Origin of the sequence: Streptomyces sp. NPDC046821 (genome assembly GCF_040645335.1) — a bacterium.
In the GTDB taxonomy this organism is placed as follows: Bacteria; Actinomycetota; Actinomycetes; order Streptomycetales; family Streptomycetaceae; genus Streptomyces.
In genome coordinates this window covers 144,566-169,039 of record NZ_JBEYYB010000005.1, presented here as the reverse complement: position 1 = coordinate 169,039, position 24,474 = coordinate 144,566, and the positions used below count along the sequence as shown (strand labels likewise).

Genomic DNA, 24,474 nt, shown 5'->3' with positions numbered 1-24,474 from the left:
ATCGCCCATCGCGCTCGAAACGGCATCAGCCGATCGGTTGACCGGGCGCTACGACCTCGGGGGGCCGGTGGGGTGCAGGTCGGCGGGAACTGGCGGCAACCGCCGGAAAATCCGGTGGCGTTGTCAGTGCCGGTCCGTAGTCTCAGCTCTGATGCCCACTACACATGCACCGGCCACGGACCCCGACGAAATCCCTCCCCCGCCGGCGGCGGAGCAGTCCGCCGTGCGCACGCTGCTGCGCCTGTGGCCGTACGTGCGGCCCGTGTGGAGGCGCTGGGCCGGCGCGGCCGTCGTCGCGATAGTCGCCTCGTGCCTGTCGCTCGTCTTTCCCGTCGTGCTGAAGTGGATCGTGGACGGGCCGGTCACCGACCACGACCCGGGCGGGGTGTGGCTGGGCGCGGGAATGCTGCTCGGCCTCGGCATCACCGAGGCACTGCTGTTCGGGCTGAGACGGTGGCTGGTGGCGCGCCCCCTCGTGAGCGTCGAGGCGGCCATGCGGGCGGATCTGTACCGGCATCTGCAGCGGCTGCCCGTCGCCTTCCACGACCGGTGGGCCTCGGGCCAGTTGCTGTCGCGCGGGACGACCGACCTCATGGTCGTACGGCTGTTCCTGGCCTTCCCGATGACGTTCCTGATCGTCAACGGGGTGACGATCACCGCCGGTTTCGTGCTGCTGCTCGCGCAGGACTGGCGGCTCGGGCTCGTCCTGCTGGCGCCCGCGCTGCCGCTGATCCTGCTCTGCTACCGGTTCGAGTCGACGTACTCGGCGGTGGCACGACAGGCGCAGGACCAGGTCGGCGATCTGACGACGGTGGTGGAGGAGTCCGTTCTCGGGATCCGGATCATCAAGGGGTTCGGGCGGCACCGCAGTCAGGCGCGGGCGTTCCGTGAGCTGTCGCAGACGCTGCGCGGCACCGAGTTGACCAAGGCGCGGCTGCTCGCGGGGATCCTCGCGGTGATCACGCTGCTGCCGGAGGTGGCGCTCGGGGCCGCGCTGGTGCTCGGGTCGATGCAGGTCGCGGACGGGAAGCTGTCCGCCGGGACGCTGGTCGCGTTCCTGTCGACGGCGCTGGCGCTGCGCTGGCCCATCGACTCGATCGGGTTTCTGCTGGCGATGAGCCAGGAGGCGGCGACGGCGACGCGGCGGTTCTTCGAGGTGATGGACGCGGCGGAGGAGGTCGAGGGGGGCGCCCCCGTGGGCCTCGAGGACGCGGACAGGGGCGGGGACGGGGGCGGTGCGGGTGGGATGCGGTTCGAGGGCGTCCGCTTCCGTTACCCGGACGCGCCCGAGGCGTCCGAGCCCGTCCTGGACCGTGTCGACCTGCACATCCGGTCCGGCGAGACGCTGGCGCTCGTCGGCGCGACCGGCAGCGGCAAGACGACGCTGACCGCGCTCGTGCCGCGTCTGCACGAGGTCAGCGGCGGGCGGATCACGCTCGACGGGCGGGACATCGCCGCGATGGCACGCGAGGAACTGCGCACGCTGGTCTCCGTCGCCTTCGAGGAACCCACCCTGTTCTCGGCGACCGTCGCGGAGAACGTGCTGATGGGGGCGGACGGCTCGGACGACTCCCAGCTCGACCGGGCGCTCGGGGTCGCGCAGGCCTCGTTCGTGAAGGCACTTCCGGAGGGTGCCGGTACGCAGGTCGGTGAGCAGGGGCTCAGCCTGTCCGGCGGACAGCGGCAGCGGCTCGCGCTCGCCCGCGCGGTCGTGGGGCGCCCGCGCTTCCTCGTCCTGGACGACCCGCTGTCCGCGCTGGACGTGCACACGGAGGCGCTGGTGGAGGCGGCACTGCGGGAGGTGCTGGCGGAGAGCACGGCGCTCGTCGTCGCGCACCGCCCGTCCACGGTCCTGCTCGCCGACCGCGTGGCCCTCCTGTCGGGCGGCCGGATCACGGCGATCGGCACACATCAGGAACTGCTCCGGGACAACGCCGAGTACCGGCATCTGATGTCGGGGGCGGATACGGAGGCTGTGGACGGCGCCGGGGCCGTCGACGACGCCGCCCGATTCGTGGCTGAAGCCGAGGGGAAGGGCACGCGATGACCACCACGACCCAGGACCGCACGCCGCCCGAGCCCTCCTCCGAGGACGAAGGCACCCCCGACGACGGGGAACTCCGCCTCCCCTCCCCCGGCGACCCCTTCGACCAGGACGACCTGCCCACCCCCAAGGGCGCCACCGGCGCACTCCTCCGCTCCCTGCTCGCCCCGAGCCGCCGCACGGTGTGGCTCGCCGTGCTGTGTCTGCTGCTCCAGCAGGCCGCCGTACAAGCGGGGCCGCTCCTCGTCGCGTACGCCATCGACCGGGCCGTGCCCGCCTTCCGCGCGAGCGACCACGGGCCGCTGATCGCGGTGGCCGTCGGCTATCTCCTCGCGGCGTCCTGCTCCAGCTTCTTCCAGTACAAGTTCGTACGGGTCTCGGCCCGGGTCAACCAGAGCGTGCTGCTCGACCTGCGCGGCCGGATCTTCCGTCACGCGCAGGCCCTCAGCGTCGACTTCCACGACCGGTACACGTCCGGCAGGCTCATCTCGCGCGCGACGACGGACGTCGAGTCCCTGCGCGAGCTGCTGGCCGAGGGGCTCCAGGAGCTCATCAACATCGTCCTGGCCTCCGTCTACATCACGGCGATGCTGCTCTATCTCGACGTCGGCATCGGCGCCGTGGCCGCCCTGTCGTTCCTGCCGCTCGCCGTCCTGATCCAGCTGTACCGGCGGCGCGCGGCCCGCGTGTATGCGGTGCGGTCGTCGGCGATCGCCCGCGTCATCGTGAAGTTCGCCGAGACGATGAACGGGATCAGGCCGGTGCGCGCCTTCCGCCGTGAGCGTGCGAACGACGCGGACTTCGCCGGCCTCAACCACCGCCACGAGCGGGTCAACGGCGACGCGATGCTGGAGATGGCGCGCTACGTCGTCGGCTCCCGCCTCCTCGCCAACACGGCGGTGGCCGGAATGGTCCTGTGGGGCGCCTACCGCGTGGCCGACGGCACGCTCGAACTGGGCGTCCTGGCCGCCGCCGTCCTGTTCATCCGCCGCCTGTACGACCCCATCGACCGGCTCGCGATGTTCCTCAACTCCTATGAGTCCGCAGCCGCTTCACTGCGTAAGATCGCCGGCCTGCTCCACCAGACGCCGACCGTGCCGGAACCGTCGTCGCCGCTCGGGCTGCCCGAGGCGCCATCTGACCGGCCGGGCCGCGAGGTCGTCTTCGACGGGGTCTCGTTCGGCTACCGCACGGGCGGCGAGGTGCTGCCCCTCTTCGATCTCACGCTGCCCGCAGGCCAGACGGTCGCCGTGGTCGGCTCCACGGGCGCCGGAAAGTCGACGCTCGCGAAGCTCCTCGCCCGCTTCTACGACCCGTCGGCGGGCCGGGTCCTGCTCGACGGCGTCGACCTGCGCGACCTGAGCACGGCCGAGCTGCGGCGGGGTGTGGTGATGGTGACGCAGGAGGCGTTCCTGTTCTCCGGCACCGTCGCCGAGAACATCGCGATCGGGCGGCCCGAGGCGACCCGCGCGGACATCGAGCGCGCGGCGAAGGCGATCGGCGCGCACGACTTCATCACGGCGCTGCCGGACGGGTACGACACGGACGTCCGCAAGCGCGGGGGTCGAATTTCGGCCGGGCAGCGGCAGTTGGTGGCCTTCGCCCGCGCCCTGCTCGCCGACCCGGCGGTGCTCATTCTCGACGAGGCGACGAGTTCGCTCGACATCCCCGGCGAGCGGGCGGTGCAGCGCGCGATGCACACGGTGCTGCGCGACCGTACGGCGGTCGTCATCGCGCACCGGCTGTCGACCGTGGAGATCGCCGACCGCGTTCTGGTCATGGAACACGGGCGGATCGCGGAGGACGGGACTCCGGACGAACTGATCCGCGGTACAGGAGCGTTCGCCGATCTGCACCGGGCCTGGCGGGAGAGCGTCGTCGGCTGAACCGGGCCCTCGCCGGGCCGCGCACCGGCCCGGCGAGGGCTCCGTATATCGAACGTGACCCTCCGGGCAACGGACCATTTCCGGCCAACCTGTTGACGCGCTCCTGACAGACAACGCTCTCTGCTGCCACTCTTCCCTCGGCCTCGCACAGCTGCCCCACAGCTGACCGGACGAGGCCGGTTCGACGCCCCGGGCACCAGCGGCCGAAGCACCGCCGGCTGCGCCCAAGTCCGGCTCGGCGTCGGGCCGGTTCAGCCCGGCATCGGACGAGTTCAGCCCGGTGTCGGACCAGTTCAGCCCGGCATCGGACGAGTTCAGCCCGGTGCCAGGCCAGCACATCCCAGTACCACCTTGTTCTGCCTTGTTCTGCCTTGTTCTGCCCGGACGGTCATTCGCCGTCCGGTCTCCCCCGGCCGCGCGATCCGCGGCCCGCAGAAGGAGTCAGCGTGAGACCGTCCTCCACCTCCCACAGATCTCGTTCCCGCAGACGGGCCGCCGGCTACGGCGCCCTCGCCGCGGTCACCGCTCTGCTCGCCGCCGCCGTCCAGACCGGCGGCGTCGCCTCGGCCGACAACCGGCCCGCCGCCTCGGTCGCCGAGGCCGCCGCGAAGGGCGCCCACCCCGGCGCCCTCCCCGCGAAGCTCACCCCCGCCAAACGCGCCGAGCTGCTGCGTGCGGCCAACGCGGACAAGGCGGCCACCGCCAAGGACCTCGGCCTCGGCGCCAAGGAGAAGCTCGTCGTCCGTGACGTCCTCCAGGACCGCGACGGCACGACGCACACCCGCTACGAGCGGACCTACGACGGACTCCCCGTCCTCGGCGGCGACCTCGTCGTCGACACCGCCAAGTCCGGGAAGGCCGAGGGCGTGACGCGCGCCTCGAAGGCGGCGCTCAAGGGCGTGGCCACCACCGCGGCGGTGAAGCCGGCCACGGCGGAGCGGCAGGCGGTGAAGGCCGCGGCGGCCGACGGTTCGAAGAAGACCGCCGCCGACCGTGCCCCGCGCAAGGTCGTCTGGATGGCCCAGGGCAAGCCGACCCTCGCGTACGAGACGGTCGTCGGCGGGCTCCAGGAGGACGGCACCCCGAACCAGCTGCACGTCGTCACCGACGCGGCCTCCGGCAAGAAGCTGTACGAGTGGCAGGGCATCGAGACCGGCACGGGCAACACGCAGTACAGCGGCACCGTGACGCTCGGCACGTCCCTGTCGGGATCGACGTACTCGCTCAACGACACCGGGCGCGGCGGCCACAAGACGTACAACCTGAACCACGGCTCGTCGGGGACCGGCACCCTCTACACGGCCGCCTCGGACGTGTGGGGCAACGGCAGCCCGTCGAACACCCAGACCGCGGCCGCCGACGCGCACTACGGTGCGGCAGAGACCTGGGACTACTACAAGAACGTCCAGGGCCGCACCGGCATCCGCGGAGACGGTGTCGCCGCGTACTCGCGGGTCCACTACGGGAACGCGTACGTGAACGCGTTCTGGGACGACAGCTGCTTCTGCATGACGTACGGCGACGGGTCGGGCAACCTCAAGCCGCTGACCGCGATCGACGTGGCGGGCCACGAGATGAGCCACGGCGTCACCGCCGCGACGGCCGGTCTCGTCTACAGCGGTGAGTCCGGCGGTCTGAACGAGGCGACGTCCGACATCTTCGGCACGGCCGTCGAGTTCTACGCCAACAACGCCTCCGACGTGGGCGACTACCTCATCGGCGAGAAGATCGACATCAACGGCGACGGAACGCCGCTGCGATACATGGACCAGCCGAGCAAGGACGGCGCGTCCAAGGACTCGTGGTACTCCGGCATCGGCAGCGTCGACGTGCACTACTCGTCGGGCCCGGCCAACCACTTCTTCTACCTGCTCAGCGAGGGCAGCGGCGCCAAGACGATCAACGGCGTCAGCTACAACTCCCCGACGGCGGACGGGCTTCCGGTCACCGGCATCGGCCGCGCCAAGGCAGAGCTGATCTGGTACAAGGCGCTCACCACGAAGTTCACGACGACCACGAACTACGCGTCGGCGCGCACCGGCACCCTCGCCGCGGCCGGTGACCTGTACGGCACGACCAGCGCCGAGTACAAGGCCGTGCAGGACGCCTGGGCGGGTGTCGCCGTGGGCGCCCGGTCTGGCGGTGGCGGCGGCGGTACGGGTACGTCGTTCGAGAACGCGACCCGCGTCAACATCCCCGACGCAGGCGCCGCGGTCACGTCGCCCATCGCGGTCACCGGCCGCGCGGGCAACGCGCCGTCCAACCTCCAGGTCTACGTGAACATCACGCACACCTGGCGCGGTGACCTGGTCATCGACCTGGTGGCCCCGGACGGGTCGACGTACCGCCTGAAGAACTCCAGCGGCAGCGACTCGGCGGACAACGTGAACACGACCTACACGGTCAACGCGTCCACCGAGGTGGCCAACGGCACCTGGAAGCTGAAGGTCCAGGACGTGTACGCGGGCGACACCGGCTACATCAACAGCTGGAAGCTCACCTTCCCGTAAACCGGCTACGACCGGCCCCAACCGGCTCCCTGCGGAGCCGCACGGTCCGGCGGCGCGTCGTCCCGGGTGGGTGAACTCCCCGGGGCGGCACGCCCGTTCACGTGCTGTTCGCAATGCGTACAAGGGGCATCGCCCAACGGACGAGTTCCGGCCAACCTGCGATCGCCCTCATGACATGTACAAGCCGGAACTGGCACGCTTCCCTCCACGTACGGCGCACCACACAGCACGCCAGACGCACCACGCACCACACAGCTCTCTTACCCCACACCTCAAGGAGCTTGCGTGACCCCCCACATAGTCCGCTTCACCAAGAAGCGTTCGACCCTGACCATCGCCACCGCCGTCGCCGCCGGAGCACTCCTGGCCGCCGGAACCGCCACCGGCGCCACCGCGCAGACCGCGGCCGACGCCACCCCGGGCGCCGCGCCCACCACCCTCTCCGCCTCCGCCCGCGCGGGCCTCCTCCAGGACGCGAACGCGCAGAAGGCCGAGACGGCGAAGGAACTCGGCCTCGACGCCAAGGAGAAGCTGGTCGTCCGTGACGTGGTCGAGGACCGCGACGGCACGACCCACACCCGCTACGAGCGCACCTACGACGGACTCCCCGTCCTCGGCGGCGACCTCGTCGTCCACGAGTCGAAGGCCGGCAAGCAGGAGGGCGTCACCCGCGCCACGTCGAAGAGCATCGACGTGGCGACGGCCCCCGCCACCCTCGCCGCCGCCCCCGAAGGCGCCCGCAAGGTGGTCTGGGCGGCCTCGGGCACCCCGCGCCTCGCCTACGAGAAGGTCGTCACCGGCACGCAGAAGGACGGGACGCCGAGCAAGCTGCACGTCGTCACGGACGCCAAGTCCGGCAAGAGAATCTTCCAGTGGGACGACATCCGCACCGGCGTCGGCGAGAGCCAGTACAGCGGCAGCGTGACCATCGGATCGGTCAAGTCCGGTACGTCGTACGCCCTCACGGACAACGCGCGCGGCGGCCACAGCACGTACAACCTGAACCACGGCACGTCCGGCAAGGGCACGCTCTTCACGGACGCCGACGACAAGTGGGGCAACGGCACGGTGAGCGACCCGGCGACCGCCGCGGTCGACGCCGCCTACGGCGCCCAGGTGACGTGGGACTACTACAAGGACGTGCACGGCCGCAGCGGCATCAAGGGCGACGGCAAGGCCGCGTACTCCCGGGTCCACTACGGGAACGCGTACGTCAACGCGTTCTGGGACGACAGCTGCTTCTGCATGACGTACGGCGACGGCACGGGCAACGCGAAGCCGCTGACGGCGATCGACGTGGCGGGCCACGAGATGAGCCACGGCGTCACCGCCGCGACGGCGGGCCTCATCTACAGCGGTGAGTCCGGCGGTCTGAACGAGGCGACCTCCGACATCTTCGGCACGGCGGTGGAGTTCCACGCCAACAACGCGAAGGACGTCGGCGACTACCTCATCGGCGAGAAGATCGACATCAACGGGAACGGCACCCCGCTGCGCTACATGGACAAGCCGAGCAAGGACGGCGCGTCCCTGGACAACTGGAAGACCGGCGCGGGCAACGTCGACGTGCACTACTCGTCGGGCATCGCGAACCACTTCTTCTACCTGCTGAGCGAGGGCAGCGGCGCCAAGACCATCAACGGCGTCAGCTACAACTCGCCCACGGCGGACGGCCAGCCGGCCGCGGGCATCGGCCGCGACAAGGCCGAGAAGATCTGGTTCAAGGCCCTGACGACGTACTTCACGACGACGACGAACTACGCCAAGGCCCGCACGGGCACGCTGAGCGCGGCGTCCGCCCTGTACGGCGCCACCTCGGCGGAGTACAAGGCGGTCGACCGGGCCTGGGCCGCGGTGAACGTCAAGTAAGCTCTGCGGAACGGGAGTTGTGGGGCGGAACCTTCGGGGGGCCGCCCCACTTCACGTTTTCCGGCCCGGTATTCACGGTCCGGCCTCGTGCCCGGCGCGTCAGGCCTCGTACTCCGTCAGGTCGATCGTGTGCTCGCGGAGCGGGAAGCCGTGGTCGGGGTGGGTGAACTCGGCCTCCTCCGTCATGCCGAGCTTGCGGGCGACGTTCTCGGAGGGCGTGTCGCCGGGGTGGATGAGGGCGATGACGCGGTCGACTCCACGGTCCTGGAGGGCGAATTCCAGGGTGGCCTGGGCGGCCTCGGAGGCGTAGCCCTGGCCCCAGAACTGGCGGCCGAGCCACCAGTTGATCTCGATGCCCGGCCGGATCTTCGACACCGAGAGGCCGACGACGCCCGCCAGCTCGCCGGAGGCGAGGAGTTCGACGGCGAACGGGCCGAAGCCCTCCTCGTCCCACTCCTCCTCCCAGGCCTCGATGTCCTCCGCCGTGCGCTCCAGGCTGCGCGGCGCGCCGTCGCCGACGCGGCGCATGACCTGCGGGTCGGCCTGGATCTCGGCGAGGGGGACGAGGTCGTCGTCGGACCACTGGCGGAGCAGGAGGCGGGGCGTCTGGATCTCGGTCATGGGTCCATCTTCGCCGAGACGCCGGGCCCGCCCGACCACCCGGCCGCCGGACACCGCCGCGGGCACACCCGGGCCCCTCTCTCCCTGGGGACCCTCAGCGCATCAGGACCCCCGCCGTCCCGGGCGCCGTCTCCGCGGGCACGGTCACGAGCCCCGTCTCGGCCGGTGAGGCGAGGAGCCGGTGCGAGGGCAGAATGCGGACCGTGTAGCCGAAGGGTCCCGTGCGGTCGAGGGCGAGCGGGCCCTCGTACGACCAGCGGCCCTCCAGGTCCGGGCCGCCGACCGGTTTCAGGGCCACCGTCGTCGCGTCGGCGATGCGGTCGGCGGAGTCCACGCGTCCGGAGACCGCCTGGACCTCGACGTCCTCGGGCCCGAGCTCGTCGAGCGCCACCCGCACCCGCAGGACGAGCGAGGCACCGAGTTCCGCCGTGACGTCGGCCGCCTCCACATGGTCGACCGTCACCCCGGGCCAGGCCGCGCGGACGCGGGACTTCCACCCCGCGAGCTCCCGCGCCGCGTCGGGCGTGAGAGCGCGCGCCGCGTGGGCCGCCGGGGCGTACAGCTTCTCGACGTACTCGCGGACCATGCGGTCGGCGAGGACCTTGGGGCCGAGCCGGGTGAGGGTGCGGCGGACCATCTCGATCCAGCGGTCGGGCAGGCCCTCGGGGCCGCGCTCGTAGAAGCGGGGCGCGACGCGGCGCTCGACGAGGTCGTAGAGGGCGGCGGCCTCCAGGTCGTCGCGCCGCTGCTCGTCGGTGCCGCTGCCGTCGGCCGTGGGGATGGCCCAGCCGAAGTCGGGCGTGAACCACTCGTCCCACCAGCCGTCCAGGACGGACAGGTTGAGGCAGCCGTTCAGGGCGGCCTTCATACCGGACGTCCCGCACGCCTCCAGAGGACGCAGCGGGTTGTTGAGCCAGATGTCGCAGCCGGGATAGAGCTTCTGCGCCATCGCCATGCCGTAGTCCGGCAGGAACACGATGCGGTGGCGGACCCGGGGATCGTCCGCGAAGCGCACCAGCTCCTGTACGAGGCGCTTGCCGCTGTCGTCGGCCGGGTGCGCCTTGCCCGCGACGACGATCTGGACGGGCCGATCGGGGTCGAGGAGGAGCCGGGTCAGGCGTTCCGGGTCGCGCAGCATCAGGGTGAGCCGCTTGTAGGAGGGGACGCGGCGGGCGAAGCCGATGGTGAGGACGTCGGGGTCGAGCACGCCGTCGATCCAGCCCAGTTCGGCGGTGCCCGCGCCGCGCTGCCGCCAGGACGCGGCGAGGCGCGCGCGGACCTCGTCAACGAGCCGGCCGCGCAGCTCGCGCCGCAGCTCCCAGAGGTCTCGGCCGGGGGTCCCGGTGACGACGGCCTCGTAGTCGTCGGCGTCGCGTGAGGCGAGCCGCAGGACCTCGGGGGCCGTCCAGGTCGGGGCGTGCACGCCGTTCGTGACGGAGGTGATGGGCACTTCCTCCGTGTCGAAGCCCGGCCACAGGCCCGCGAACATGTCGCGGCTGACGCGGCCGTGGAGGGTGGAGACGCCGTTGGCGCGCTGGGCGAGACGCAGGCCCATCACGGCCATGTTGAAGACGTTCGGGTCGCCGCCCTCGTACGTCTCCCTGCCGAGTTCGAGGACGCGCGCCACGTCGATGCCGGGGAGTTCGGCGCCGGCGCCGAGGTGGCGGGCGACGAGGTCGCGGTCGAAGCGGTCGATACCGGCCGGGACGGGGGTGTGCGTGGTGAAGACGGTCCCGGCGCGTACGGCTTCGAGGGCGGCGTCGAAGTCCACGCCCTGCTCCGCGAGTTCCCGGATCCGCTCGACGCCGAGGAAGCCCGCGTGACCTTCGTTCGTGTGGAAGACCTCGGGCTCGGGGTGGCCGGTGAGCCGGCAGTACGCGCGCACGGCCCGCACCCCGCCGATGCCGAGGAGCATTTCCTGGAGGAGCCGGTGCTCGCTGCCGCCGCCGTAGAGCCGGTCGGTCACGTCGCGTGCCCCGGGGCCGTTCTCCTCGACGCCGGAGTCGAGCAGGAGCAGCGGTACGCGTCCGACCTGCGCCTGCCAGACGCGGGCGAGGAGCCGGCCGCCGCCGGGCAGGGCGAGGGCGATGCGGCATTCGGTGCCGTCGGCTTCGCGCAGCGAGGTCAGGGGCATTTCGTGCGGGTCGAGGACGGGATAGGTCTCCTGCTGCCAGCCGTCCCTGGACAGCGACTGGCGGAAGTATCCGTGCCGGTACAGCAGTCCTACGCCGATGAGCGGCACCCCTAAGTCGCTGGCGGCCTTGAGGTGGTCGCCGGCGAGGATGCCGAGGCCGCCGGAGTACTGGGGCAGGGCGGCCGTGATGCCGAACTCGGGTGAGAAGTAGCCGACGGCGGCGGGCAGGCCGCCGTTCTGCGTCTGGTACCAGCGGTCGCCGTGCACGTAGGCCCGGAGGTCGGCGGAGGCCTGCGCGAGGGAGTGCAGAAACGCCTCGTCGGTCGCGAGCTCGGCGAGCCGGGCGGGCGCCACCGCGCCGAGGAACCGCACCGGGTCGCCGTCGGAGGAGGCCCAGCGCGCGGGGTCCACCGCCCGGAAGAGGTCACGCGTCCCGGAGTCCCAGGACCAGCGCAGATTGTGGGCCAGCTCGTGGAGCGGCGCGAGAGGCTCGGGGAGGACGGGACGGACGGTGAACCGACGGATGGCCTTCACGTTCTCACCTCTGTAGGGGGACGCGCTCGCCTCTGCGGGGGGACGCGCTCGCCTCTGTAGGCGGACGCTGCGGGCATACGCGCACGTGCGTAGGGGAGGGCGCACGCGGCGGGCGGCCCCCGGCTGTCATCCCCGACGGTACGGCCACCCGGCTCCGGCCACCATGGCGCGCGGGGGCGCGTGGCGACCTCGTTGACGCGGGTCGGGGCGGCCTCGGGGTCAGGGCGCGTAACCGGAGACGATCTTGCGTTCGGTCGTGTCGGCGAACAGCACACCGCCCAGATACAGGGGCTGTCCCAGGTGTACGGCCGCTCCTCCATTGGCCGAATCGGTGCGGGGCGTGTCCTTGCGGCGGAGCGTGTTGACGTCTCCGGAGGTGTTCCTCCCTTCGAGTGCGTACGCGCCCAGGGCCAGCACCCGCTTGCCCGCGAGCGCGAGGCCCGCGGTCTGCTGGGGCGCGCCGTAGCGCCACAGGCGCCGGCCGCTGCGCCAGTCGTACGCGGTGAGGAAGTGGTCGACCGGGTCCGTCGTGTCCGCGTTGGCGACGGGCACGACGAGTACGCCGTCCGAGCCGACGACCGGGCCCGGCAGCGTGGGCCGGCTGTCCCCCGCCACCGTGCGCCGGACCTGGAGCGTGCGCCCGTCCAGCTCGCGTACGCCCGGATGCTCGAGGTCCCAGCACAGGACGGACGACGCGTGGCGGAGCAGGGCGAAGCAGGTGGCGGCGGGCGCGGAGGCGGCGCGGGCGCCGTCCTTCGCGGCGAGGGCGATCACTCCGCCGTCCTCACCGGCGAGGTACAGGCGGCCGTCGCCCACCAGGATCGGGTTCTGCGGCTTGGGCAGCGGGCCGGTCTTCCACAGCTCGCGGCCGTCGGCGGCGCGGCGGGCCCGGACGACGGTGCTGCGGGCCAGACCCGTGCCGGGGCTCATGTCGAACTCGGCGCTGTAGACGACGCCCTTCGCGTACGTCAGGGCGAGCAGCCCGGAGTTCGCGGGCAGCCGCCGCTGCCAGCGCACGGCGCCGGTGGCGGCGTCGACGGCGGTCGTCCCGAGTTCGCTGGGGACGAAGACACGGGTGCCGTCGCTCTCGGGCGGCAGGTCGGTGACGCCCTGGAGGTCCTCGGGCCGGACCGGGAACCCTCGGGAGGTCCAGCGGTGCCGCCCGGTCGCGGCGTCGAAGGCCGCCGCGGCCCCCTTGCCGTCGCGGCACACGAGCCGGGGCAGCACGAGCACGCAGCCGCTGCCCCGGTCGTCCAGGGCGGCGGGGCGCGCCACGGACCAGGGCTTCCAGCCGTCGGGCCGGAGGGCGGCACGGGTACCGGCAGCGCCGAACTCGCCGGAGTGGTCGGCGGATCCGTAGGAGGTGACGACGGCGGGCGGACGGGTGCCGGAGCCTCCCTGACCGGGAGAGGCAGCGCCCCCGCTGTCGTTTCCAGGGATGACGACCGCGGCGACGGCCACCGCCGCCCCGACGACGGCCGCCGCGACCAGCCAAGGCCAGCGCCGCCGCACTGCGCGCCCGGCAGGGACGGTCGGCATCGGCGGTGCGCTACCGGGACCCATGGCCGTATCGGCAGCGGCGAACGACCGTGCGGCCGCCTCCCGTTCACAGCGGGCGACGGCCTCCCGGTGCTCGGCGAACAGCGACAGAACCTCACTGGTCCAGGGCACGGGCGCGGTGGCGGGCCCCGAGCCGAGCACCGGCGCGTCGTCGGGCCCCGCGTCGAGCATCCGCGCGAGCTCGGCCGCGTCGGGCCGCTCCCCGGGCGCCGTCCGCAGACACACTGCGACGATCTCGCGCAGCTCGTCGGGTACTTCCGACAGGTCGGCGTCGCCCTGGGAGATACGGAAGACGACGGAGGCGAACTCCGGGTCGTCGAACGGCCCCCGGCCCGTGGCCGCGTGACAGAGGACGGCGCCGAACGCGAAGACGTCCGAGGCGGGGACGACGGCGTGGGCGCCCTCGATCTGTTCGGGCGCCATGAACCCGGGGGTGCCGATGATCATCCCCGTGGCCGTCAGCGCGGTCGCCCGGGTGTCCCAGGCCTTCGCGATGCCGAAGTCGATGAGCTTGGGCCCGTCGGCGGTGAGCAGGACGTTGCCGGGCTTGAGGTCACGGTGCATGAGCTGCGCCGCGTGCACGCCGGCGAGGGCGCGTGCGAGCCGGGCGCCGAGGGCGCGCACGGTGGGCACGGGCAGCGGCCCGCAGCGGGCGACGGCTTCGCCGAGCGAGGGTCCGGGCACGTACTCCGTCGCCAGCCACGGCACTTCGGCGTCGGCGTCCCCCGCGAGCAGCGCGGCCGTGCCCGGACCGGAGACGGCGCGGGCGGAGGCGATCTCGCGGCGGAACCTGACGCGGAACTCACGGTCGGCGTCGAGGTCGGCGCGGACCGTCTTGACGGCGACGAGCGGCGCGCCCGGCCGTTCCTCCCGCCCCAGATACACCTCACCCATACCGCCCGCACCGATGAGGGAGAGCAGCCGGTACGGGCCGATGCACCGCGCGGGCCCGGACAACGGGTCGAGCACAGATCCTCCAAGGACCGGGACGGGGTGTTACTGGGGAATCTCCGAGGACCGGGACGGGGTCTTACTCGGGAGTCTCCAAGGACCGGGACGAGGCGCTACCTACCGGGGAATCTCCAGGGACACCACGGTCCCCTGGTCGTACACGAGCGTCACGATCCCGCCAAGCAGCAGGAGCGTCGGGGGCCGGGGCGAGTCGGCGATGACGGTGCCGGGGTCGGCGTGCTGCTTGACCGGCCGGTTGCCGGGCGCGCCCATGACGACGATGGTGCGGGCGGCGCCCTTCGCGGTGAGCGGCACGGACCGCAGCGTGGTGTTGTCGGCGGTCAGGGCGCGCCCGCCGATGATCAGCGGCCCCGACGAGACGGGCCGCTTGATCACGTCGGTGACGACGGACAGCGGTTCCTTCCTGATGACGCGGCCCTTGCGCGCGTCTGCGACCACGAGCTTCTGGTTCGTCGTGTCGTAGGCGACCGCGGCGGCGGGCCCGACGGCGCTCACGACGACGTCGAGTCCGGGCATTCCGTCGGCCTGTACGGGCGGCGCCTTGAAGCCGAACTTGCCCTTCACCGCGAACGTGCGCGCGTCGAGCCGGGTGACGCGGGTCTGCGGTTCGGCGTTCGGGTCGTCGAACTGCCCGTCCCCGCGCAGGACTTGGCTGCACAGGATCTGCCGGCCCTGCGCCATCAGGGTGCGGCACTGCCCCTTGTCGTAAGGGGTGCCGACCTGCGCGCCGGTCGTGCCGTCGAGCGCGATCTCGCCGTCGGTGGAGACGGCGTAGACGAGGCCGTCGTGGGCCAGGACCGCGCGGTAGGCGCCGATCTCGGCCTCGGCGAGCTGTTCGGTGCTGAGGGTGTGGGTCCAGCGGGGCGCGCCGCCCTTCAGGGCGAACGTGCGCAGCTTCGCGCCCGTGGCTCCCGCCGCACCTTCCTGGGACGCGACGAGGAGGCCGTCGCCGGTGATGAGGGCGGCGGTGAAGCGGGTGCCGCTCTCGGGCGCGACGGACCAGCGCACGGCGCCCGAGCGGGAGTCCCGCACCTGGAGGCGCCCGTCGCGGGCGATGACGGTGGTGCCGCCGCGCACGTCGGGCGCTGGGAGGTCGCCGGGCATGAACAGGTGGCCGGAGGGCCCGATGTAGGCCTCGTCACCGGCGCCGGTGTCGACGGGCGCGCCGGCCTTCGACGTCCACAGTTTCCGTCCGTTGCTCGCGTCAAGGGCGGTGTACGTCCCGTCGGTGAGCTGGCAGACGACGGCGAGGGTGTCGGCGGCGCAGCTCATGGGCGCGTGGCCGAGCGTGCCCTGCCACGGCTTCCACCCCTTGGGCCGCTGCTCCCGGAACTGCGGCACGTATCCGCTGCGGTCGTCGTTCCCGGCCCCGTCGACCCCTGCCTCGGCGACGAGCTGAGCCGGGGAGAGCGTGGTCGAGGGAGTGGGTTCCGGCCCCTTGGCCTCGTCCTGCGTACCGGGCCCACGCAGCGCGAGCAGCGCCCCGACGGCTCCTCCGACGACGGCGACCGCGAGGACGACGGCAAGAAGGCGACGCCGGTTCGTGGCCCGGCGCGGCGGAACGGTAGGCGGAACGGCACCCATGGTGGGCAGGTCATGCGGCTGAAGACTCGGCCCGGACCGCTGCGTAGGCGTACGAGTAGGAGTACGAAGAGCCCCGCCGTCCGGAAGAGCCCCACCCTCCGGAAGAGGCGCAAGAGGCTTCCCCGCAGCACACAACTGCACGAGATCACGCCGAGTCTCAGCGATCGACGCCATCACAGGTTCAGGCCACCGAACACCACCACCCCCACCCAAACCAGCAAACTGCTCGACAAGCTCATCGGTCCGAGGCCGAGCAGCCGGATCAACGACGAGACAAGAAGCGAGAATCTCCCTCAACTCCCCATCCACACCGCCCAATTCAGCCTCGGCACGCGACACCCGATAGAGCACGGCCGCCACAGGCCCGTCACCGAACGGATCACGCCCGGTAGCCGCATACGTGAGAACCGACGCCAGACAGAACACATCGGACGCGGCGACCACATGGCGCCCACCGGCAACGTGCTCGGGCGACATGAACCCGGGCGTGCCGACAAGCAGTCCGGTCGAGGTCATCGTCGTGGCACCCGGCGTGCGCGCGACTCCGAAGTCGATCAGCTTGGGCCCCTCGGCACCGAGCAGCACGTTCGCCGGCTTGAGGTCCCGGTGCAGCACCCCCGCACCATGCACGGCGGACAGGGCCCGCGCCATCCCGGCCCCAAGAGCAACAACAGCGTCCACCGGCAACGGCCCATACCGACGCACGGCCTCGGCAAGATCGGGCCCAGGCACGAACTCAGTTGCCAGCCAAGGCTGTTCAGCATCAGCGTCCCCGGCAACAAGCCGAGCCACATAAGGACTCACGACCGACGCCGCCACACTGATCTCACGCCGGAACCGCGCCCGGAACACAGGATCCCCGACAACATCCCGGCGAATCGCCTTCACGGCAACGAGGGCATCGGGATCCATCTTTCCGCCCGCAGCGAGAAACACCTCCCCCATCCCGCCCGCGCCGAGCCTGGCCAGCGTCTCGTACGGTCCAATGCGCGCGGGCGACGACTCCCGCAACCGGCCGATCATCCGCCCGTCCCCCCGTGCCGTTGCCGCCGGTGCGGCACCCCCAACCCCGAGCGCGCACAAGTGCCGTGGCGCCACGGCAGATTACTCGGTACACGGAGCGGCCCGGCACCCCACTCCGGTTCTCCCACCCCCACCGACGCACCCCAGCCGAACTGGCCGATTCCCACCCCACCAAAGTCCCCACAAAAATCCCCACCAGAGTCCCCGCATGAGCCCCCACGAGAGTCCACCGCCCCTCACACCGACCCCCCGGCGCTCTTGTCCGTTCGCTTAGGGGCGAGTAGTTAACAAAGGACCGGATTGCCCGCCCCGGAGCCGTGGAAGGCTCCCCCGTACGTCCCGCACGGCCTCCGCACACACCTCTCGCGGACAGGAGCGGTCATGCCCGCACGACGCACCTCGCCGAATCCGCGCAAGCCCCCGGCCGGAACCGGCGAGCCACCGGGCCGGCGGCACCCGGCCCCTGCCGCACCCACGGCCGGGCGGATCCCGATCGTGGACGTGCACCCCCTCGTGGACCACGGCCGCAGGCCCGCCAAGGCGGTGCCGGGCGAGACGTTCGAGGTGAGCGCGACGGTCTTCCGCGAGGGCCACGACGCGGTCGCGGCGAACGTGGTGCTGCGCTCACCACGCGGCCACACGGGCCCGTGGACCCCGATGCACGAACTGACCCCGGGCACGGACCGCTGGGCCGCCCAGGTCACGCCCGCGTCGGAGGGCCGCTGGACCTACACGGTCGAGGCATGGAGCGACCCGATCACCACCTGGCGCCGCCACGCCCAGATCAAGATCCCGGCAGGAATAGACACCGAACTGGTCCTGGAAGAAGGCGCATCACTCCACGAACGAGCCGCGGCCGACATCCCCCAACGCAAAAACCAACGCGCCGCAGTCCTGCAAACAGCCGCAACGCTCCGGGACACGACCCGCCCCGCCATAGCGCGCCTGGCATCAGCCCTGACCCCCAAAATCGAAGAGATCCTGACCCGCTATCCCCTACGCGAACTGGTCACCGCCTCAGACCCCCTCCCCCTCCTCGTAGAGCGCGAACGGACCCTGTACGGCTCCTGGTACGAATTCTTCCCCCGCTCAGAAGGAGCGGTAGTAAACGACGAGAACGAACTCCCAATCATCCCCGGCACATTCCACACAGCGGCAAAGCGCCTGCCGGCCATAGCGGCAATGGGCTTCGACGTCGTCTACCTACCCCCCATCCACCCCATCGGCACGACATACCGAAAGGGCCCGAACAACACGCTCACGCCGGGCCCGCACGACGTAGGAGTCCCCTGGGCGATCGGCTCCCCGGAGGGAGGCCACGACGCGATCCACCCGGACCTAGGAACGCTCGACGACTTCGACGAATTCGTAAACTCCGCGAAGGCCCTCGACCTGGAAATCGCCCTGGACTTCGCGCTCCAGTGCTCACCAGACCACCCTTGGGTCGAGAAACATCCAGACTGGTTCCACCACCGCCCGGACGGCACGATCGCGTACGCGGAGAACCCGCCGAAGAAGTACCAGGACATCTACCCGATCGCGTTCGACAAGGACATGCCGGGCCTGATCACCGAAACAACCCGCATCCTCCGCTTCTGGATGGACCACGGAGTCCGCATCTTCCGAGTGGACAACCCCCACACAAAACCAGTGGTGTTCTGGGAACAGGTCATATCAACCATCAACAACACCAACCCCGACGTGATCTTCCTGGCCGAAGCGTTCACGCGCCCGGCGATGATGCGCACCCTGGCCCAGGCAGGCTTCCAGCAGTCGTACACGTACTTCACCTGGCGCAACACGAAACAAGAACTCACGGACTACGCGGCCGAACTGGCCCACGAGACAGCGGCGTACATGCGCCCGAACTTCTTCGTGAACACCCCGGACATCCTGCACGCGTACCTACAGGACGGCGGCCGCCCAGCCTTCGAAGTCCGAGCAACACTCGCCGCAACACTCTCCCCCACCTGGGGTATCTACTCGGGCTACGAACTCTGCGAGAACACCCCTCTGCGCCCCGGCAGCGAGGAGTACCTGAACTCGGAAAAATACGAACTACGCCCCCGTGACTGGGAATCCGCAGAACGCGAAGGCCGCTCCATAACGCCCCTGATCACCCGCCTCAACGAGATCAGAAGAACGAACCCAGCCCTGCACCACCTCCGAAACCTCCACTTCCACCACACAGACAAAAACGAAGTGATCGCCTACTCCAAAACCCACGGCGACAACACAGTCCTCGTCGTAGCCAACCTGGACCCCCACCACACCCAAGAAGCGACGGTCTCCCTCGACCTGCCGCAACTGGGCCTGGGCTGGCACGAGTCGACAGCGCTGCGCGACGAGCTGACGGGCGAGACGTACCAGTGGGGCAGGGCCAACTACGTACGCCTGGAACCGGGCCGCGCGCCCGCGCACATCCTCACCGTGCTGCACCCGCCCACCGAAGGGCCGGCATGACCGTCAACGAGCCGGTCCCGCACCCCTTCGAAGACACCCCGGCGAAGGACCGGGACCCCGGACTGGTTCGAACGAGCGGTGTCACGCCCCCGCAGCCGCCCGCGCGCGAGAGGGGACGTGGCGGTGTGTGCGCGGAGCACGCAAGCCCACTCCCCGGGCGCAGGACAAGGCGGCCCAGGCGAAGGGATGGCGAGCACGTACACACCGCCGCGGCCCCGCCCCACAACGCAGCACCGGACGACCGAGGAGCGCGAAGGATGACGGACGAGACCGCCCACCCCGACCCCACCACCGCGCCCCCCGCACAAATCCCCGCACCGGTCCCCCCAGAGGACCGCACCCGCCTACTCGCCGGCACCCACCACGCCCCGCACGCAACCCTGGGCGCCCACCCCACCCCCACCGGCACAGCGTTCCGGGTCCTACGCCCGTACGCGCGCAAGGTCACCCTCGTAACAGAAACCCACCGCACACAACTCCACGACGACGGCGAAGGCTTCTTCTCAGCACTGATAGAGACCCCCACACCCCCACACCCCTACCGCCTGCACATCACCTACGCCACCACACAACTCGACACCCCCGACCCCTACGCCCTACTCCCCGCCCTCTCCGATTTCGACCTGCACCTGATAGCGGAGGGCCGCCACGAACAACTCTGGCAAGCACTGGGCGCCCACCCCATGACCCACCAGAACATCGAGGGCACCCGCTTCACACTCTGGGCCCCCAACGCCCGGGGCGTCCGCGTCGTAGGGGACTTCAACTACTGGGACGGCACAGGCTTCCCGATGCGCTCCCTAGGCGGCTCAGGCGTATGGGAGCTCTTCGTCCCGCACCTCGCCGAAGGCGAGCGGTACAAGTTCGAGATCACCCGCCCCGACGGCACGAAATCGCTCCGAGCAGACCCCCTGGCCCGCCGCACAGAAACCCCACCAGCCAACTCCTCCGTCACACACACGTCCCACCACACCTGGCAGGACGAAACCTGGCTGGCAGACCGCGGCGCCCCCAAGCCCCACGAGGCCCCCCTCTCCATCTACGAGGTCCACCTCCCCTCCTGGCGCCCAGGCCTCACCTACCGCCAACTGGCCGACCAACTCCCCGCCTACGTATCCGACTTGGGCTTCACCCACGTAGAACTGATGCCCCTCGCAGAACACCCCTTCGGCGGCTCCTGGGGCTACCAAGTGACCGGCTTCTACGCCCCAACGGCCCGCCTGGGCACCCCGGACGACTTCCGCCACCTCGTCGACGCCCTGCACCAGGCCGGCATAGGCGTACTGATGGACTGGGTCCCGGCCCACTTCCCCCGCGACGACTGGGCACTGGCCGCCTTCGACGGCACCCACCTCTACGAGCCCCAGGACCCGAACCGAGCAGCCCACCCCGACTGGGGAACCCTCGAATTCGACTACGGCCGCAAAGAGGTCCGCAACTTCCTCGTGGCGAACGCCGTGTACTGGTGCGAGGAGTTCCACATAGACGGCCTACGAGTAGACGCAGTGGCGTCCATGCTCTACCTGGACTACTCCCGCGAACAAGGCCAGTGGACCCCGAACGAATACGGCGGCAGAGAAAACCTCGACGCGGTCGAATTCCTCCAGGAAATGAACGCGACGCTGTACCGCCGCTGCCCAGGCGTAGTGACGATCGCCGAAGAGTCAACAGCGTGGGACGGCGTGACAAGGGCAACCCACCACACCGGCCCCACCGGCTTCGGCGGCCTCGGCTTCGGCCTGAAATGGAACATGGGCTGGATGCACGACTCCCTCGGCTACGTGTCCCACGACCCGATCCACCGCCGCTACCACCACGACGAGATGACGTTCTCGATGGTGTACGCGTACAGCGAGAACTACGTACTCCCCATCTCCCACGACGAAGTGGTCCACGGCAAGAAGTCCCTGGTCTCCAAAATGCCGGGAGACTGGTGGCAGCAAAGAGCGACCCACCGCGCCTACCTGGGCTTCATGTGGGCCCACCCGGGCAAGCAACTCCTGTTCATGGGCCAGGAGTTCGCACAAGGCGCAGAGTGGTCGGAAGCGCAAGGCCCGGACTGGTGGCTACTCGACCCCACGTACCCCGCGGCCCCCGACCACAGAGGCGTACGCGACCTGACCCGGGACCTGAACACGGTGTACCGCGAAGAACCAGCACTCTGGCAACGCGACACAGACCCATCCGGCTTCGAGTGGATCGCCGGCGACGCGGCACAGGACAACGTCTTCGCGTTCCTGCGCCGCGCGGCGGACGGCGCCCCACTCCTGGCCGTCTCGAACTTCTCACCGCTCACCCGCCAGGGCTACCGCCTGGGCATCCCGGACGACATCCCTGCCTGGCACGAAGTCCTGAACACGGACAAGGCCCAATACGGCGGCAGCGACGTAACAAACCCGGAACCGATCAAACCGGAGCTCCAAGGCGCACACGGCCGCCCGGCCGGCATCCGCGTGACGCTCCCCCCACTCGCCACGATCTGGCTCAGGCCGGCGTGACAAGCATTCAGCCCCTTCGCGGAGCGCCGAGCACCCCCCGAAGCGCCCCCGGCAACTCCCCACCATGCACAACACCCAGCGTCTGCGTGGCCCGGGTCAGCGCGACATACAGATCACTGACACCCAGCTCACCGGGCTCGACCACGACGACCCGGTCGAACTCGAGCCCCTTGGCCTGCCGCGCATCGAGCAGCACCAGATGCTTGGTCAGATCGGGCTCACCCCCGGCCACAACTCCCGGAAGCCGCGCGGCCAGCGCACGATGCAGCCGCCGAGGCGCGATCACGGCAAGCCGCCCCTCCTCAGGCGTAGCCGCAACAGCCTCCTCAGCAACCACACCCACAACACCATCATCGCCACCGGCAGCGACCCGCACCCAAGGCCGAACCCCCGTGGACCGAACGGAAGAAGGCGGCTCGAACCCAGGATGCTCAGCACGCAGCACGGCCGCCGCGACATCCATGATCTCGGACGGAGTCCGGTAGTTGACGCCGAGCCGGGTGTGCTCCCAGCGGTCCTCGACATAAGGCGCGAGGATCTTCTCCCAGGACCCGACACCGGCCTCCTCGGCGGTCTGCGCCGGGTCACCCACAAGCGTCATGGACCGCGTCGGCGAACGCCGCATCAGCAGCCGCCAGGCCATCGGCGACAGCTCCTGCGCCTCGTCGACGATGATGTGCCCGAACGCCCAGGTCCGGTCGGCCGCCGCACGCTCGGCGGCGCTGCGGTGGTCCTCCTCCTCGTACCAGTCGGCGACACGGTCGGCGTCGACGATGTCGTGCGCGGCGAGCACTTCGGACTCGTCCTCATCCTCGAACTCGTACGTCTCCGATCCCCGCGAAAGATCGAGAACTCCCTGCGCATACGCGATGCGCTCCTGCCGGGCGGCCTCCGCGGCGGCCCGCTCAGCCGCGTCATCCACCCCGAGCAGCTCCGCGGCCTCGTCCAGAAGCGGAACATCGGCGGGCGTCCAGTCACCGGGCCCGGTCACATCACGCCGAATGGCAGCCGCGTCCTCCTCGCCAAGGTGAACAGGCTCGGCGAGGAAGTCCGCGACGAAGCTCTCCGGGGCGAGCAGCGGCCACAACTCCTCGATGGCGGCGTGCACTTCATGACTCGCGGCGATGCCCTTGCCGAGCTGGGCGAGGTCGTCAGGGCCCAGGAAGTTCGGTCCGCCGTACGGGTCCGCGCCGATCCGGTCGGCGAGCTGCGCGGTGAGCGTGTCGATGATGCGGAACGCGAAGGTGGGCCGGGCGAGGTTGTGCGGGAGCAGCGTGTCGCGGGCGGCCTGCCGGGCCTCGTAGGCGATCTCCCAGTCGAGGACGAGGTCGCCGTCGTCGTGCGGGATGACCATGGGCGCGCCGGGTTCGGGCAGTTCCTGCCGGTCGCGGACGGCGAGGGTGAGGGCGTCGACCATGGCCTCGGCACCCTTGACGGCGGCGGCGCGCGGGGTGTCCTCGGCGGTGGCGTGCACGCCGGGGAAGAGTTCGCCGAGGGAGGCGAGGAGCACGCCGGTCTCGCCGAGCGCGGGCAGGACCTCGCCGATGTAGCCGAGGAAGGCGGGGTTCGGGCCGACGATGAGCACGGCCCGCTTGGCGAGGAGTTCGCGCTGCTCGTAGAGGAGGAACGCGGCGCGGTGCAGCGCCACCGCGGTCTTGCCGGTGCCGGGGCCGCCCTCCACCACGAGGACACCGCGGTGCGTGTGGCGGATGATCCGGTCCTGTTCGGCCTGGATGGTCTGCACGATGTCGCCCATGCGGCCGGTGCGGGCCGAGTTCAGGGCGGCGAGCAGGACGGCGTCGCCGGTCGGGTCCTCGAACCCGGTGCGCTCCTCGTCACCGAGGTCGAGGATCTCGTCGTGCAGCTCGGTGACGGTGCGGCCCTCGGTGGTGAGGTGCCGGCGCCGCCGGATGTCCATGGGCGTGTGCCCGGTGGCGAGATAGAAGGGCCGGGCGACGGGCGCGCGCCAGTCGATAAGGATCGGGGTGTGCGCGGTGTCGTCCGCGCGAATTCCGATCCGCCCGATGTGATGCGCCGCACCGCCCGCTTTTGCGGTGAGGTCGATACGGCCGAAGCACAGGGAGCCGTCGACGGAGTTGAGCGCGGCGAGAAGTCCGGACCGCTCGACGACGAGGAGGTCCCGCTCAAGACGCGCCTGCTGGCCGTTGCCGACCGGGGTCAGGGCGTCCGTGACCGACTCCGCGGCGCCACCGCGCAGTTCGTCGACGCGCGCGTAAAGCCGGTCGATGAATTCCTGCTCTTTCTGCAATTCAGCGATTTCACGCGCTTCACGGGTTGACAAAGCGGCTCCCTGCCAGGTACGGTACGTTTATTGGGCCCCCATTGAGGGGCCTTTTCTGTGGGCACACAGAAACACTCAATATACCCCCTGACAGGGCCTCATCGCACCCCTGGGATTTCTTCCCCGCTATTCAGGCTAGCTCTGATCCCGTAAGTCCTCAGATCACCTCGGCCAGTTCCTCCAGAAGCCGCCGCTTGGGGCGTGCCCCGACCCGTGACCACACCGGCTCGCCGCCCTTGAAGACCATGAGCGTCGGCATCGACAGCACGCCGTAACGCGTCGCGGTCTCCGGGTTGGCGTCCACGTCGATCACGACGACGTCGAGCCGCTCCCGCTCCTCGTCCGCGACGGCACGCAGCACCGGCGCGAGCTGCCGGCACGGCCCGCACCAGTCGGCGGTGAACTCCACGAGGACCGGGCGCCCGGCGTGCAGCACCTCACCCTCGAAGTCCGCGTCCGTGACATCCCTCAGGT

12 protein-coding genes and 1 pseudogene are annotated in these 24,474 nt (G+C 70.7%); 6 read left to right on the top strand and 7 right to left on the bottom strand.

All coding sequences use genetic code 11. The features are described 5' to 3' along the window. Positions 1-151 precede the first annotated feature (151 nt). The 4 genes from ABZ893_RS11685 to ABZ893_RS11670 all read left to right on the top strand — a co-directional run bounded on the left by ABZ893_RS11685 (position 152) and on the right by ABZ893_RS11670 (position 8,309). On the top strand, positions 152-2,047 hold the full coding sequence (locus ABZ893_RS11685) for an ABC transporter ATP-binding protein (protein ID WP_361400630.1): 1,896 nt from the start codon (positions 152-154) through the stop codon (positions 2,045-2,047). Continuing rightward, on the top strand, positions 2,044-3,930 hold the full coding sequence (locus ABZ893_RS11680; RefSeq protein ID WP_361400627.1) for an ABC transporter ATP-binding protein: 1,887 nt from the start codon (positions 2,044-2,046) through the stop codon (positions 3,928-3,930). Before ABZ893_RS11685 ends, ABZ893_RS11680 begins: the two co-directional genes overlap by 4 nt. 446 nt (positions 3,931-4,376) lie before the next feature. Next, positions 4,377-6,440: a M4 family metallopeptidase gene (locus tag ABZ893_RS11675; protein ID WP_361400624.1), complete on the top strand. Its 2,064-nt coding sequence runs from the start codon at positions 4,377-4,379 to the stop codon at positions 6,438-6,440. 285 nt (positions 6,441-6,725) lie between these two features. Beyond that, positions 6,726-8,309, top strand: coding sequence for a M4 family metallopeptidase (locus tag ABZ893_RS11670; RefSeq protein ID WP_361400621.1), 1,584 nt, complete (start codon positions 6,726-6,728; stop codon positions 8,307-8,309). Between the two features lie 99 nt (positions 8,310-8,408). Here ABZ893_RS11670 and ABZ893_RS11665 read toward each other — a convergent pair whose 3' ends face one another. The 5 genes and pseudogenes from ABZ893_RS11665 to ABZ893_RS11645 form a co-directional block, all read right to left on the bottom strand. Continuing rightward, a complete protein-coding gene (locus ABZ893_RS11665) occupies positions 8,409-8,930 on the bottom strand; it encodes a GNAT family N-acetyltransferase (protein ID WP_361400618.1) in 522 nt (173 codons plus the stop codon). A gap of 94 nt (positions 8,931-9,024) precedes the next feature. Beyond that, complete coding sequence (gene glgP / locus ABZ893_RS11660) at positions 9,025-11,598, bottom strand: alpha-glucan family phosphorylase (RefSeq protein ID WP_361400615.1); 2,574 nt, start codon at positions 11,596-11,598, stop codon at positions 9,025-9,027. 219 nt (positions 11,599-11,817) lie between these two features. Next, positions 11,818-14,127, bottom strand: coding sequence for a protein kinase (locus ABZ893_RS11655; protein WP_361400612.1), 2,310 nt, complete (start codon positions 14,125-14,127; stop codon positions 11,818-11,820). Positions 14,128-14,226: 99 nt separating this feature from the next. After that, complete coding sequence (locus ABZ893_RS11650; RefSeq protein ID WP_361401317.1) at positions 14,227-15,714, bottom strand: PQQ-binding-like beta-propeller repeat protein; 1,488 nt, start codon at positions 15,712-15,714, stop codon at positions 14,227-14,229. 231 nt (positions 15,715-15,945) lie between these two features. Then, positions 15,946-16,737 (bottom strand): annotated as a pseudogene (locus ABZ893_RS11645) (serine/threonine-protein kinase); the annotation flags it as partial. A gap of 381 nt (positions 16,738-17,118) precedes the next feature. Between ABZ893_RS11645 and ABZ893_RS11640 the strand changes: the two are divergent. Together ABZ893_RS11640 and glgB are read left to right on the top strand one after the other, a co-directional pair. Beyond that, positions 17,119-19,200 (top strand): alpha-1,4-glucan--maltose-1-phosphate maltosyltransferase, encoded by a 2,082-nt coding sequence (locus ABZ893_RS11640; RefSeq protein ID WP_361400609.1) that lies wholly within the window; start codon positions 17,119-17,121, stop codon positions 19,198-19,200. A 257-nt stretch (positions 19,201-19,457) separates the two neighbouring features. Further along, on the top strand, positions 19,458-21,698 hold the full coding sequence (glgB, locus tag ABZ893_RS11635; RefSeq protein ID WP_361400607.1) for a 1,4-alpha-glucan branching enzyme: 2,241 nt from the start codon (positions 19,458-19,460) through the stop codon (positions 21,696-21,698). Positions 21,699-21,705: 7 nt separating this feature from the next. Here the strand turns inward: glgB and ABZ893_RS11630 are convergent, their stop codons facing one another. Together ABZ893_RS11630 and trxA are read right to left on the bottom strand one after the other, a co-directional pair. Then, complete coding sequence (locus ABZ893_RS11630) at positions 21,706-23,967, bottom strand: helicase (RefSeq protein WP_361400603.1); 2,262 nt, start codon at positions 23,965-23,967, stop codon at positions 21,706-21,708. A 190-nt stretch (positions 23,968-24,157) separates the two neighbouring features. Then, positions 24,158-24,472 (bottom strand): thioredoxin, encoded by a 315-nt coding sequence (gene trxA / locus ABZ893_RS11625; protein WP_361401314.1) that lies wholly within the window; start codon positions 24,470-24,472, stop codon positions 24,158-24,160. Between the last annotated feature and the right edge of the window lie 2 nt (positions 24,473-24,474).